Here is an 11,317-nt window from a genome sequence, read left to right as displayed (position 1 = left end):
AGGTGTCGGCGGGCGAGATCTACTGGGACATCGTCCCTTACGTGAGTCTGGCGATCCTGATCGTGGGCACCTGGTGGCGCTACCGGTACGACAAATTCGGCTGGACCACCCGGTCGTCCCAGCTGTACGAGTCCACGCTGCTTCGCATCGGCAGTCCGCTGTTCCACTACGGGATGATGGTGGTGATCGTCGGCCACATCATCGGGCTGGTCATCCCGGAATCCTGGACCGACGCCATCGGCGTGAGCCAGCACGTCTATCACATCCAAGCGATCGTGCTCGGCAGTATCGCGGGCGTCGCCACCCTCACCGGCATCGTGTTGCTGATCTATCGTCGCCGCCGCAACGGCCCGGTTTTCACCGCGACCACGCTCAACGACAAGCTCATGTACCTGGTCCTGCTCTGCGCGTTGATCACCGGGCTGGCGACCACCCTGCTGGGTTCCGGCGCCGTCGGTCCCGAGCACAACTACCGGGAGACGGTGTCGCCGTGGTTCCGCTCCATCTGGATCCTGCGGCCGCGCGGCGACCTGATGGCCGAGGCGCCACTGTCGTTCCACATCCACGTGACGATCGCGTTGATCTTGTTCGCGATCTGGCCGTTCACCCGGCTCGTGCACGCCTTCAGCGCACCGTTGAGCTACTTCTACCGCCCTTACATCGTGTACCGCTCCCGGGCGACCGCCAAGCCTGATGAGCTGATCGGCTCGCGCCCGGAGCGGCAGGGGTGGTGAGTCACCAGGAGTGGGCGACGTCGACGACCACGCGGGTCGGGTTGTCGAAGGTGCTCACGCGGAAGGGGAGGCGGGCGCGGACGCCGAGACCGAAGGTGGTCCGGCCTTCGAAGGAGCCGGCGAACGCGACTTGGCGGAAGGTCGGATAGCCGCTCGTCGAGAGCAGGTCGGTGCGGTTCGAGGGGTTGTAGGTGCTGTTGCCCGCGTCGTCGTAGGCGGGGGCGAAGACCGCGATCTGGAGGAACCCGCCGCCACGGAGGGGGACGGTCGCGCCGGAGCCGTCCTGGGTGACGGTGCCGACGTACCCGACGAGGTAACCGGCGACGGGGCCGGACAGGTCGATGACGAGTCGGTCGAAGCACTCGTGGCGGCCCGCGCGCACATCGGCGACGGTGGCGGTGGAGTAGTTCGGCGACGTCTTGTCCTGCGAACCCCAGGTGAGTCCGCAGTCGGACGGAGCAGCGGCCGCGGGCAGCGTCGAGAGGCCGACGCAGGCGGTGAGTGTGGCGAACAGGACGAGGAAGCGACGCATGTCGCACCGCCTTTGATCTGGGGCCTTCGGGCTCGCGGAGCAGTACCGATTTATCGAACGGATCAGGCATCGCGTTAGCGTCGGTCCGGTGTCGGGTGCGCGGCGAAACGTAGGATCGCAGGTCACGAGTCAACCGGAGGTGGATGTGTTCCTGTGGGAGCAGCACTGCTGTCTGCCGTTGCGGCACACGGCGCGGGTCGCCGAGCTGGCTCGGTATCCGTTGGGGTCGTATCTTTCGGTGAACGTGGGGTATTCGGCGCAGACCAGGGACGATTCGCTGGCGCTGCTGCACCGGTTCCGCGCCGACGCGGGAGCGGATCCGCGGTTGCGGCTGGTGGATCGGGTCGGCGATATCGGCGCGCCGGAGGTGATCTCGCTGGCGTTCGATCTGGAGGATTCCGGGCCGCTCGACGGCGATCTCGACAATGTGGAGCTGTTCTACGACCTCGGCGTGCGTTCGCTGCTGCCCACCTACAACCATGCGAACGCGGCGGGTTGCGGTTGTCTCGACACCGAGGACACCGGGCTCACCGGGTACGGAAAAGACTTGGTGCGCAAGCTCAACGAGGTAGGGATGTTCGCCGACGGCTCGCACTGCTCGCGCCGCACCGGGCTCGACATCGCCACGCACACCAGCGTCCCGATGATCTACAGTCACTCCAATTTCGCCGCGCTGTGGGAGCATCCGCGCAACATCAGCGATGAGCAGGCGCGAGCGTGTGCCGCCACGGGCGGGGTGATCGGTGTGAACGGCGTCGGCATCTTCCTCGGCCGCAACGAGCCTGCCGCCCGTGCCGAGCGGGTCACGGCGGTCGCCGATAACATCAGGTACGGCGTCGATCTGGTCGGGATCGACCACATCGGGATCGGATCGGACTATTCGTTCGACGGTCAGGAGTTCAACGACGAGATCCGCGACAACCCCGGTGCGTTCTCCGAGTCCTACACGAAATGGGGCCCACTCCAGTGGACTCCACCCGAGGACCTGTTCGGCGAATCCGAGGTGCCGGGCCTGGACGAGCTCCTCGCCGCGCGCGGGTTCACGCCCACCGAGCGTGCGGCGATCTTCGGCGGCAACTTCGCCCGGGCAGCGAGCCACGTCTGGCGGGCGTGACCTGTGCCGAAGCCGGTTGATCGACCCCGCCGGACCGTGTTCGGTGCGCGGCGGGGCGTTCCGGGTCTCGCTCAGGCGAGGCGGACGAGCATCTTGCCGGTGTTGGCGCCGGTGAGGACGCCGAGGAACGCGGCGGGGGCCTGGTCGAGGCCCTCGTAGACGGTTTCGGTGGTGGTGAGGGTGCCGTCGGCGAGCCAGCCCGCGGCCTTGGCGATGTACTCGCCGAAGATCGGGAAGTAGCTGGTCACCAGCATGCCGCGCAGCGTGATCTCCTTCGTCGCCGCGAGGTAGAGGTCCGGGCTCTGCTGGGCGGTGGCGCCGTTGTAGCCGCTGATCGCGCCGACCAGGGCGACCCGGCCGTGCTGGTTGAGCGCCTCGATGGCGACCTTCAGGTGTTCGCCGCCGACGCTGTCGAGGTAGACGTCGACGCCATCGGGTGCGGCGGCGGTGAGCTGACCGCCGAGATCACCGGCGCGGTAGTCGATCGCCGCGTCGAAACCGAACTCGGCGAGCAGCTTTCGGGCCTTGACGGGACCACCGGCCGAACCGATCACCCGCTTCGCGCCGAGTGCCTTGGCGATCTGGCCCGCGACGCTGCCCACCGCGCCCGCCGCGGCCGAGATGAACACGGTGTCGCCGGGCTTCACCTGGGCGACATCGGTGAGTGCGGCGTAGGCGGTCAGCCCGGTGGTGCCGAGCACGCTCAGGAAGTGCTGCGGCGCGGCGAGTTCCGGGTCGATCGGGGTGACGGTCGCGGCGTCGACGACGGCGTGTTCGCGCCAGCCCGCGAAGTGCGAGACCGTCGCGCCGACCGCGATATCGGCCGAGCGGGAGGCGATCACCTCGCCGACGGCTGAACCGTCGAGGGCCGCACCGAGTTCGAACGGCGGGATGTAGGAAGCCTTGTCGTCCATCCGCCCGCGCATGTACGGGTCGACCGACATCCAGGTGTTGCGGACCAGGATCTGGCCTTCGCCCAGCTCCGGCAGTTCCCGTTCGACGAGGGCGAAGTCGCCGGCGACCGGTGCGCCGTTCGGGCGGGCGGCGAGGTGGATCTCGCGGGTGCGGGTGGGCAGTGCGCGGGTGGCCGTATTCGACATGATCGAGCCTTCTTTCGAGGTCAGCCGGTGTTTCTCGCCGGTGATGACTACGTTATGGCGGCCGAGTTCACCTTCCCAGGTCCGCGCACGCCACCGCCCGGTCCGTTCACGACAGACCGGGCGGTGGTGGTTACTCCTAGTCGGCGACGGGCGTCGGCACCAGCGCGGCCGAGCGCTTGCGCGCCACGAACTTCTCGTAGAGGAAGAAGTACCCCTTCACGTACTGCCCCACGAGGATCGCGTTGACGATCGTGCCCTCGCGAATGAAATGCGGTGCGCCGAGGAACAGCAGGCCGATGCCCGCCGACAGTGCCAGCAGCGTGCAGTCGAACACCGTCTTGATGTTGCCCCACTTCCGGCCGGTCTTCTGCTGGATCGTGTTCACGAACAGATCGATCGGCATCAGGATCAGGTTCGCCCGGATCATCATGAACAAGCCCAAGGCCAGCATCGCGTCGGCGAAGACCAGCAGTACGACGTTGGCCGCGTACGGCTCGAGCTGGATCCACTCGGTGAGCCACAGGTTCACGTCGAGCAGCACCGCCAGGACCAGCGCCGGAATCATCGAGAGCAGGTAGCCGGCCTTGAATGCCTTCGGTCTGACCAGGAAGGTCAGGCCCAGCATGATGACCTCGAGGATGAGGTTGTAGTTGCCCTGGCTCAGCGGCGTGAACACCAGCGTCATCGTGCGGGTGAGGCTGCTCTGCGGGGAGATGCCGATCCCGGCCCTGATGGCGAGGCTGAGGCCGAGCGTGAGGATATAGATTCCGGCGACGTAGGTGATCCAGCGGCGGACCTTGTTTCCGTTGTCGATGACTGCCGCGTCGTTGTCGTGTTGCATTGCGGTGGATCCCTTGCTCTGGTAGCCGAGGCTATTTCATGAAGCCGAAGCGGTCGAGCGAGATGAACAGGGTGAGTAGCTTGTTGACGACCGGCTCACCTTCGTTGTGGTTGCCCAGCTTCGCCAGTGCGTCGTCGATCGAGCGGGTCGCTTCGACGAGCTCGGCGAGGTCCATATCGGCCATCACTCCGTAGAAGTCGAGCGGCAGAACGGCTTTCACCTGCGCATCCTCGGTCACGACGCAGCCGCCGACCAGACCGTCCAGGTGCCGGAGGTTCTCGCGCATCTCGGTACTGTCGCTGCCGACGACCACGAAGTAGGCCGCCGGAGCCGGCCAGAAGGTCGAGACCGCGCCGCGGTCGAGCGAAACGCCGGTGAACAGCGCGTTGACTATGTGGCGCTGCCCGTCGGCATAGCGCTGCACGACCGAGATCCGGTTGAGGCGAACGCCTTCGAGCTCGGGGACGACGACGCCCTCGCGCACCGGGACCCAGACCTCCTGCGCGAACTTGAGATGCCCGCGTCCGTACACGTCGAAAAGCAGTACTTTCGCCCGCGTGCCGTCCTCGGAGATCTCGATCGGGGTGAGCTCGAGCTGCTCGGCGCGCAGGTCGGCGAGGCCGGGCCGGGGCTGCTTGGTCAGGACCGAGTAGTCGATGCCGACCGGTTCGAGCAGGCGACGGTCCTTGGCGACGAGCTTGCCGCCCTTGAACACATAGCGGGGGTTGATCGTGGAGAGGCTGTCGGTGAGCACGATGTCGGCGAATCGTCCCGGGCTCAGCGAACCGAGGTCGCGGTCCTTGTGGAACGAGCGCGCAGTGTACAGCGTGCCCATCTTGATCGCCTGGATCGGCGGCATACCCATCTCGACGGCCAGCGAGATGACCCAGTCGATATGGCCTTGCCGCAGCACCCGATCCACCGAGATATTGTCGGCGCACAGCTGGAAGTTCTCGGCGGGCCAACGGCGTTTCACGATGGCGCGCAGCATCGTTCGAATGACCTCGGGACTGCCGACACCGAATTTGATCTGGGTATTGAGCCCGTAGCGGATGCTCTTCTCGATATCGTCTTCGTTCCAGACGTCGTGGTTGTTGTCGACGCCGATGGCGGGCATGTAATTCAGCAGCATGTCCGACAGTGAGGTGACGCCCCAGTGGCAGTTCACGAATCCCGCGTTCGCGCGTCCGAGCGCGGACTTGCGGAAATCGTCGGCGTTGCCGGTCATATAGGACAGGTGGGCCAGTTCGCCGAGGCCGATCACCGGATCCATCGCCAGCATCGCCTCGGTGACCTCGGGTGAGGTCTTCTTTCCCGGTGCGAAGGCATAGAGCCGGTACGGCAGCTTCTCGTGGTCGGCGAACAACGCGCGGGCGGCATCGATCGCATCGTCGCCTGCGGCACTGGCGAAATCGAGCGTTTCCCCGAAAACGGTGGTCGTTCCGCTCGGCACGATCGCCTCACCGAATGCCGCCGGATGCGCGAGCTGGGATTCGAAGTGCAGGTGCGCGTCGATCAGGCCCGGAATCGCGTAAAGGCCCTCGCCGTCGAAGGATTCGCGGTATCGCACGATCGATTCGTCGGGATTCAGCGCGATGATGCGCTCACCGTGGATCAAGAGCGAACCGGGGTAAACGGATTCGGTGTGCACATCGAGGATATGCAGATTGCGCAGCAGCAGGTCGGCTTCTCGCTCCCCTTCCAAGATGCCGAAGATTGTCCGTACGTGGTCGTCTTGGGTGGCGACCTCGGTGGTCGAATTCTGCTGGGCCATGGTGGTCCTCACTTCGAAATTCACTGTTGCTTGCCTGTATTGATTGGACGCGACAAACACCGTTGCCCACAAGCATGCGTTTTCGCACGAGGTGTACTAAATTTTCGTACAGTTCCGAGGAGGAGGTGCGCAATGCTCCATTCGCGTTTGCTGCAGTACATCGACGAGGTGGCGCGTCTGGGGTCCATCCGCGCGGCCGGTGCCCGCCTGCACGTGGCGCCCTCGGCGATCAACCGCCAGATCCTGCTGTTCGAGGCCGAACTCGACCAGCCGCTGTTCGAGCGCCTGCCCCGCGGCATGCGCCTGACCCCGGCGGGTGAGGCGCTGCTCGCGCACATCCGGCAGACGCTGCGGCAATACCGGGAAACCGTGGCCGATATCCGCGATCTGCGTGCCCTCGGCAGCGGTGAGGTCGTGATCGCCACGATGACCGGCCTGGCCAGCAGCGTCGTCGCCACCGCCGCGGCGACGTTTCGTACCCGTCATCCGCAGGTCAGGATATCGATCCGCACCATGTCGACCCTCGATATCGTGCAGGCGGTCGAGAACAGCGAGGCCGACCTCGGTCTCGGTTTCAATATTCCGTCTTCCACGCGGCTGGAGACCTATTGGCGGATCAACACCCGGCTCGGAGTCGTTGTCTCCCCGCGTCATCCGCTGGCGGCCATGGACACGGTCCCGCTCGCGCAGTGCACGCCGTTTCCGCTGATCTTCGCCGATCGCTCGATGGTGATCCACGGCATCGTCGCCGAGGCTTTCGCGAAAGCCGATCTCGATATCCAGCCCGCGTTTCACACCAACTCGATCGAGACCATGAAACGGCTCGCGACGTCTGGTGAGGCCATCGCCTTCCTCAGCGAATTCGACATCGCCGAGGAAATGCGCGACGGTCGTCTGGCCTTCCGGCCGGTCCGCGACGCCTTCAGCGACAACGTCATCTCCCTCGTACGACGGGAGAAACACGGTCACGGCCTGGCCAGTCTGCTGCTCGCGGACGAGATCGTGGGAGCGCTGCGGCCCGGTGAGCGCGACTAGCGGGTCGCGGTGGGCGAGGTGCCGGTCCAGCGGTGGAAGGCCTTGCGCAGTGCTCGGTCGTCGGTGAACGCGAGGCGGCCGGCGACGGTGGCGGTGCTGTGTCCCTGGTCCAGCAGGGTTTGCGCCCGTTCGTGACGGAGCAGGTCGAGTTCGTCGCGCCAGGACGTGCCGTGTTCGGCGAGGTGACGTTGCAGGGTGCGCTGGCTCATGGCAAGGCTTTTCGCGACCCGGGGCAGGGCCGGATCGCCCGCGTCCAGAGCCGCGCCGAGGGCGCTGCGAAAGGCGTCGAGGGGATCGGCGATCGGGCGGGCGGAGGCCAGAACCAGGTCGGCGTGGCTGCGCATCAAGTCGGCCAGCATCGGGTCCGCGCGGGTGTACGGTGCGTTGGCGTCGTCGGCGTGGAAGGTGATCGCGTCCGATTCGGCGTCGAATTCGATATCGGCGGTACCGAATACGGCGACCAGTCCGGAGTGTTCGGCCGGGGCGGCGTGACCGAAGCTCACCCGGGTGGGCACGAGCGGTCGGCCGGTCGCTTCGCGCGCCCGGCGCAAGTAGTAGGCGAGCACGTACTCGTTGACCACCGAGGCCACCGCCGGATCGCTGGCCGACGTCCGGTAGCCGATGGTGAGATCCCCGTCGCCGGACAGGTCGAAACCCTCGGTGGCAGCGGTGACCAGGCGGTGGTACGGCTGGGCCGCGCGCAGCGAATCCACGAGTGTCGCACCGGTTGTCACCAGATAGTCCCAGGTGTTCAGTGCGCCGAGTGGTGCGGCGGCGGCGATCGCGGCCCCTGATCCGGCGCCGGGCCGGGCGTGGGCGATCAATTCCCACAATCGCAGCAGTGAACCCATCGGGATCCGATTGAGCTCGCCGCGCAGAGTCGCCTCGTCGATGCCGGCCACGCGGGCCAGCTGCTCCTCGGCGACCGCCGCCTCCCTGGCCGCCTGAACGAGCAGCCGGACGAGGTGGGTGGACGCGGTCCCATCGAGCCGGCTACCGATGCCTTCCGCCGACGCACCACCGCTCACCGGACCGACAGTACTGGGCGCGGTAGTGAGCGGTGGCGGGCCGACGTTGTGCTCAGGCCGAGGTTTCGATGGTCAGGCCCGCGTCGGACCAGTCCTGGATCCCCTCGCGGTACTTGCGAATGTTGGTGTAGCCCAGTGCTTCCAGCTTCATCGCGACGGCCTCGCTGTTGCCGCACGCCGCGTTCGAGCAGTAGGTCACGATGGCGGCGTCCCGGTCGGGGAGCAGCCCGGCGGCGCGGTCGGCGACCTCGTCGGCGGTCAGGTTCAGCGCACCTGGCAGGTGGGCTTTCGCGTAGTACTCGGGGCCGAGAGCATCGAGCACGATCACGCTGTTCGCCGCTATTTCCGCGGCCAGTTCGTCGCGGGTGATGAGTGCGGTCATGGCGTTCACCTCATGTCGTTCGAAAGAATTTATGTGCGTGCACACGCTACTATTTGTGTGCGCACGCACGCAAGTGGTTAAGGTGAGGTGGTGCCGAACGAACAGTCGTCCCGTCGTCCCGCGGTAGCCGCGTGGGCCGCGCTGCTGCAGGTGCACGCCGCCCTCGTTCCCGAGCTCGACGCCGAACTGCGCAAAGCCGCCGGACTCCCGCTGACCTGGTACGACGTCCTGCTCGAACTGGACGCCGCCGGACCGATGCGGATGAGCGACCTGGGCGAGAAGGTCGTCCTCAGTCGCACCAGGGTGAGTCGCCTTGTCGCGGAACTGGAGTCGAACGGCCTCCTGCGCCGCGAGCACAACCCCGACGACGGCCGATCCGCGATCGTCGCGATCACCGAGCTCGGCAGGCAGCGGTTTCGCGAGGCCGCACCGCACTACCTCGACGGCATCGAACGCCGGCTCGGCGCCCACGCGGACCCCGGCGAACTCGAGGCCCTCGCCGCCACCTTGCGCAAAGTGCTCGGCGCTACCGATCTGGCCGCGCCGCGTCCGCGTCGACGGTGACCGGCGGCCGGTCGGCGCACATCTCACCTATGTGGGGGACGGGTGGGTGAACTCCTCGAAACAGAGTTAGGCTCGGTGACGTGACTTCCCACTACGATGTCGTCGTTCTCGGCGCTGGTCCCGGCGGATATGTCGCCGCGATCCGTGCCGCTCAACTCGGCCTGCGAACAGCGATTGTCGAGCAGAAATACTGGGGTGGCGTGTGCCTGAACGTGGGCTGCATCCCGTCCAAGGCACTGCTGCGCAACGCCGAGCTGGCCCATATCTTCCAGAAGGAAGCCAAGACCTTCGGCATCTCCGGTGAGGTCAGCTTCGACTTCGGTGCCGCCTTCGATCGCAGCCGCAAGGTGGCCGACGGCCGGGTCAAGGGCGTGCACTTCCTGATGAAGAAGAACAAGATCGACGAGTTCGACGGCCTCGGTACCTTCACCGGCCCGAACTCGATCGACGTGGCCCTCACCAAGGGCGGCGCCGAGACGCTCACGTTCGACAACGTCATCATCGCCACCGGCACCACCACCAAGCTGCTGCCGGGCACCCAGCTCTCCGAGAACGTGGTCACCTACGAGGAGCAGATCCTCACCCGTGACCTACCCGGCTCGATCCTGATCGTCGGGGCGGGCGCGATCGGCATGGAGTTCGCCTACGTCCTCAAGAACTACGGCGTCGACGTGCGGATCGTGGAGTTCCTAGACCGCGCGCTGCCCAACGAGGACGCCGACGTCTCCAAAGAGATCACCAAGCAGTACAAGAAGCTCGGCATCACCATCAGCACCGGTGCGGCCGTGCAGTCGATCGACGACGACGGCTCCAAGGTCACCGTCCAGATCAAGGACAACAAGTCCGGCGCGATCGAGACCGTCACGGTCGACAAGGTGCTGCAGGCCGTCGGCTTCGCGCCGCGGGTGGAGGGCTACGGCCTGGAGACCACCGGCGTCGCGCTCACCGACCGTGGCGCCATCGAGATCGACGACTACATGCGCACCAATGTGGGGCACATCTACGCGATCGGCGACGTCACCGCCAAGCTGCAGCTGGCCCACGTGGCGGAGGCGCAGGGCGTGGTCGCGGCCGAGACCATCGGCGGCGCCGAGACGATGACCCTGGGCGACTACCGGATGATGCCGCGCGCCACCTTCTGCCAGCCGCAGGTCGCCAGCTTCGGTCTCACCGAGCAGCAGGCCCGCGACGAGGGCTACGACGTGAAGGTCGCGAACTTCCCGTTCCAGGCCAACGGCAAGGCCCACGGCCTCGGCGACCCGACCGGCTTCGTGAAGCTGATCGCCGACAGCGCGCACGGCGAGCTCCTCGGCGGCCACCTGATCGGGCCCGACGTGTCCGAGCTGCTGCCGGAACTCACCCTCGCCCAGAAATGGGATCTCACCGTCAACGAGGTGGCCCGCAATGTGCACACCCACCCGACGCTGAGCGAAGCGGTGCAGGAAGCGATCCACGGCCTCGCGGGGCACATGATCAACTTCTGAGATATCAGCTGAAACGGCCGGGTGCGCGATCGCGTGCCCGGCCTTTTGGTTTCTATTCGGTCTTTTTCCGGGCGTTGATTTGGTGAATCGGGGTCTTTGCCACGATGATCGACAACACCTCCAGGTATCTGTTCCACGCTCGTGTTCGACATGTTTGCGTTCCATGAGATGGTCCCCTCACCCGGGTTGACTCGCGGTGGCGGGCACGGTTGAGAGGTTACGACTCGATGAGCAAGCGCATTCTCGGTTGGACAGCACGATTCGCGGCGGTCGTCGCGGTCGCTGTGGCCGGACTCGGCACGGTGACACCGGCCGTCGCTGAACCTCTTTTCCCCGGTGGCCCGGACGTTCCCGGTGTTCCCGCCATCGTTCCCACCGCATCGCCGTGCCCGGTCGTGGAAGCCAGGGCATGCATGCGGTTGTCGACGAACGAGGCGTGGCTGGTCGACAACGGCCGGGTGATCTTCGGACCCACGCCGATCTCGCACGGCATGGCCGGGTTCGAAACGCCGCCCGCGGTGACCAAGATTTCCTTCAAGCGGGAATTCCACTGGAGCACGATGCACAATGCGCCGATGCGCTGGGCCACGTTCTTCAACGGCGACATGGCATTCCACGTGGGTCCGGTCGATTCGAAATCACACGGTTGTGTGCGCATGACCGAAGACGGCGCCCACCGTTTCTTCGACTACCTGAACCCCGGCGACATCACCCAGGTCATCGCGTAGG

At 66.2% G+C, this 11,317-nt stretch carries 12 protein-coding genes; 6 read left to right on the top strand and 6 right to left on the bottom strand.

Going from position 1 to position 11,317, the window contains the following annotated elements; translation table 11 throughout:
* Nucleotides 1-2: 2 nt before the first annotated feature.
* Nucleotides 3-734, top strand: coding sequence for a respiratory nitrate reductase subunit gamma (gene narI / locus ACFQ9R_RS15200; RefSeq protein WP_378991246.1), 732 nt, complete (start codon nucleotides 3-5; stop codon nucleotides 732-734).
* Between the two features lies 1 nt (nucleotide 735).
* On the opposite strand, the gene ACFQ9R_RS15195 is transcribed toward narI, so the two are convergent.
* Nucleotides 736-1,266 carry a hypothetical protein gene (locus ACFQ9R_RS15195; protein WP_378991168.1) on the bottom strand — a complete coding sequence of 177 codons (531 nt, stop codon included), beginning with the start codon at nucleotides 1,264-1,266 and terminating at the stop codon, nucleotides 736-738.
* A 139-nt stretch (nucleotides 1,267-1,405) separates the two neighbouring features.
* Between ACFQ9R_RS15195 and ACFQ9R_RS15190 the strand changes: the two genes are divergently transcribed.
* Nucleotides 1,406-2,380, top strand: a complete 975-nt coding sequence (locus ACFQ9R_RS15190) for a dipeptidase (protein ID WP_378991167.1) — start codon at nucleotides 1,406-1,408, stop codon at nucleotides 2,378-2,380.
* Between the two features lie 71 nt (nucleotides 2,381-2,451).
* Here ACFQ9R_RS15190 and ACFQ9R_RS15185 read toward each other — a convergent pair whose 3' ends face one another.
* The 3 genes from ACFQ9R_RS15185 to ACFQ9R_RS15175 form a co-directional block, all read right to left on the bottom strand.
* Nucleotides 2,452-3,480, bottom strand: coding sequence for an NADP-dependent oxidoreductase (locus ACFQ9R_RS15185; protein WP_378991165.1), 1,029 nt, complete (start codon nucleotides 3,478-3,480; stop codon nucleotides 2,452-2,454).
* Between the two features lie 136 nt (nucleotides 3,481-3,616).
* On the bottom strand, nucleotides 3,617-4,321 hold the full coding sequence (locus ACFQ9R_RS15180) for a YitT family protein (RefSeq protein ID WP_378633889.1): 705 nt from the start codon (nucleotides 4,319-4,321) through the stop codon (nucleotides 3,617-3,619).
* Nucleotides 4,322-4,352: 31 nt separating this feature from the next.
* Nucleotides 4,353-6,107, bottom strand: a complete 1,755-nt coding sequence (locus tag ACFQ9R_RS15175) for an adenine deaminase C-terminal domain-containing protein (RefSeq protein WP_378991163.1) — start codon at nucleotides 6,105-6,107, stop codon at nucleotides 4,353-4,355.
* Nucleotides 6,108-6,227: 120 nt separating this feature from the next.
* Between ACFQ9R_RS15175 and ACFQ9R_RS15170 the strand changes: the two genes are divergently transcribed.
* Complete coding sequence (locus tag ACFQ9R_RS15170; protein WP_378991161.1) at nucleotides 6,228-7,130, top strand: LysR family transcriptional regulator; 903 nt, start codon at nucleotides 6,228-6,230, stop codon at nucleotides 7,128-7,130.
* On the opposite strand, the gene ACFQ9R_RS15165 is transcribed toward ACFQ9R_RS15170, so the two are convergent.
* Together ACFQ9R_RS15165 and ACFQ9R_RS15160 are read right to left on the bottom strand one after the other, a co-directional pair.
* A complete protein-coding gene (locus ACFQ9R_RS15165) occupies nucleotides 7,127-8,158 on the bottom strand; it encodes an AraC family transcriptional regulator ligand-binding domain-containing protein (RefSeq protein ID WP_378991159.1) in 1,032 nt (343 codons plus the stop codon). The two genes, ACFQ9R_RS15170 and ACFQ9R_RS15165, sit on opposite strands and share 4 nt — an antisense overlap.
* Nucleotides 8,159-8,210: 52 nt before the next feature.
* A complete protein-coding gene (locus ACFQ9R_RS15160; RefSeq protein WP_378991158.1) occupies nucleotides 8,211-8,540 on the bottom strand; it encodes a rhodanese-like domain-containing protein in 330 nt (109 codons plus the stop codon).
* 90 nt (nucleotides 8,541-8,630) lie between these two features.
* Here ACFQ9R_RS15160 and ACFQ9R_RS15155 point away from each other — a divergent pair, with 90 nt between their 5' ends.
* The 3 genes from ACFQ9R_RS15155 (at nucleotide 8,631) to ACFQ9R_RS15145 (ending at nucleotide 11,316) form a co-directional block, all read left to right on the top strand.
* Complete coding sequence (locus tag ACFQ9R_RS15155) at nucleotides 8,631-9,104, top strand: MarR family winged helix-turn-helix transcriptional regulator (RefSeq protein ID WP_378991156.1); 474 nt, start codon at nucleotides 8,631-8,633, stop codon at nucleotides 9,102-9,104.
* A gap of 80 nt (nucleotides 9,105-9,184) precedes the next feature.
* Entirely contained in the window at nucleotides 9,185-10,588 is a 1,404-nt protein-coding gene (gene lpdA / locus ACFQ9R_RS15150; protein WP_378991155.1) for a dihydrolipoyl dehydrogenase, read from the top strand.
* Nucleotides 10,589-10,815: 227 nt separating this feature from the next.
* The gene (locus ACFQ9R_RS15145) at nucleotides 10,816-11,316 is read left to right on the top strand and encodes a L,D-transpeptidase (RefSeq protein WP_378991153.1); all 501 of its coding nucleotides are present in this window, start codon (nucleotides 10,816-10,818) and stop codon (nucleotides 11,314-11,316) included.
* Nucleotide 11,317 lies beyond the last annotated feature (1 nt).

The organism is Nocardia sp. NPDC056541 (genome assembly GCF_042794235.1).
In the GTDB taxonomy this organism is placed as follows: Bacteria; Actinomycetota; Actinomycetes; order Mycobacteriales; family Mycobacteriaceae; genus Nocardia.
Note: the sequence above shows the minus strand (reverse complement) of the source record. Positions and strands in the feature narration are given on the sequence as shown.

Excerpts from the sequence above, each read along its gene's own strand:
- ACFQ9R_RS15195 (WP_378991168.1), bottom strand. The coding sequence starts at position 1,266 with ATGCGTCGCTTCCTCGTCCTGTTCGCCACACTCACCGCCTGCGTCGGC.
- ACFQ9R_RS15185 (WP_378991165.1), bottom strand. The coding sequence starts at position 3,480 with ATGTCGAATACGGCCACCCGCGCACTGCCCACCCGCACCCGCGAGATC.
- ACFQ9R_RS15180 (WP_378633889.1), bottom strand. The coding sequence starts at position 4,321 with ATGCAACACGACAACGACGCGGCAGTCATCGACAACGGAAACAAGGTC.
- ACFQ9R_RS15170 (WP_378991161.1), top strand. The coding sequence starts at position 6,228 with ATGCTCCATTCGCGTTTGCTGCAGTACATCGACGAGGTGGCGCGTCTG.
- ACFQ9R_RS15160 (WP_378991158.1), bottom strand. The coding sequence starts at position 8,540 with ATGACCGCACTCATCACCCGCGACGAACTGGCCGCGGAAATAGCGGCG.
- ACFQ9R_RS15145 (WP_378991153.1), top strand. The coding sequence starts at position 10,816 with ATGAGCAAGCGCATTCTCGGTTGGACAGCACGATTCGCGGCGGTCGTC.